This window comes from Lactobacillus sp. C449L, from assembly GCF_059900815.1.
Genome location: NZ_JBWXGA010000042.1, coordinates 1 through 646, shown reverse-complemented (window position 1 = coordinate 646; position 646 = coordinate 1). Strand labels below are relative to the sequence as shown.

Here is a 646-nt window from a genome sequence, read left to right as displayed (position 1 = left end):
CTCCTCGAGGTCGAGCTCGATGAGCTTGCCGGCGCGCACGTCGCGCACCCCCGAAAAGCCCAGGCCCTCCAGCGCATGGTGGATCGCCTTGCCCTGCGGGTCGAGGACGCCGTTCTTGAGCGTGACGTAGACGCGGGTCTTCATGCGGGTCTGCTCCGGTTCGGGGGCGCGGCGCCTCTATGGCGAAGGGGGCCGCGCGGCACAAGCTTTCACCGCCCGTTTACCGTTTCCGGCGACAATCGGCCGTTCCAGGCTGTTGAAGGGAAGCGGGCCATGGTGCCGCTCGCGATCGCGATGTTCATCGCCCTGTTCGTCTTTTGCGGCGAGATACTGGGCGTCCATACGGGCCACGGGCAGATGCAGCTCGGCCTGTTCGCCGCGTTCGTGTTCGGCATCGTCTGCGGCTACAAGGTCAGGAGCTGACCGGCTTGCCGGGCGGAGCGCCCGATCCTATCTGCAAGGCATGAGCGAGGCTCCCATCATCCTTACCCCCGCCGCGGCGGCGCGGGTCGCGGCGATCGCCGCGAAGCAGGGCAAGCCCGCGATCCTGCGACTGTCCGTGGAAGGCGGCGGCTGCGCCGGCTTCCAATATCGCTTCGGCCTTGCCGACGGGGTGGAGGCGGACGACATCACGGCCGAGCAGGAC

3 protein-coding genes are annotated in these 646 nt (G+C 68.3%); 2 read left to right on the top strand and 1 reads right to left on the bottom strand.

All coding sequences use genetic code 11. The features are described 5' to 3' along the window. A partial coding sequence (gene purS, locus AC2JF9_RS08165) for a phosphoribosylformylglycinamidine synthase subunit PurS (RefSeq protein ID WP_500726801.1) occupies positions 1–144 on the bottom strand: 144 nt, incomplete at its 3' end. 129 nt (positions 145–273) lie between these two features. Here purS and AC2JF9_RS08160 point away from each other — a divergent pair. Continuing rightward, positions 274–423 (top strand): hypothetical protein, encoded by a 150-nt coding sequence (locus AC2JF9_RS08160; protein ID WP_500726799.1) that lies wholly within the window; start codon positions 274–276, stop codon positions 421–423. Positions 424–463: 40 nt separating this feature from the next. Then, positions 464–646: iron-sulfur cluster biosynthesis family protein (locus tag AC2JF9_RS08155; protein WP_500726797.1), on the top strand; the 183-nt coding region annotated here is incomplete at its 3' end.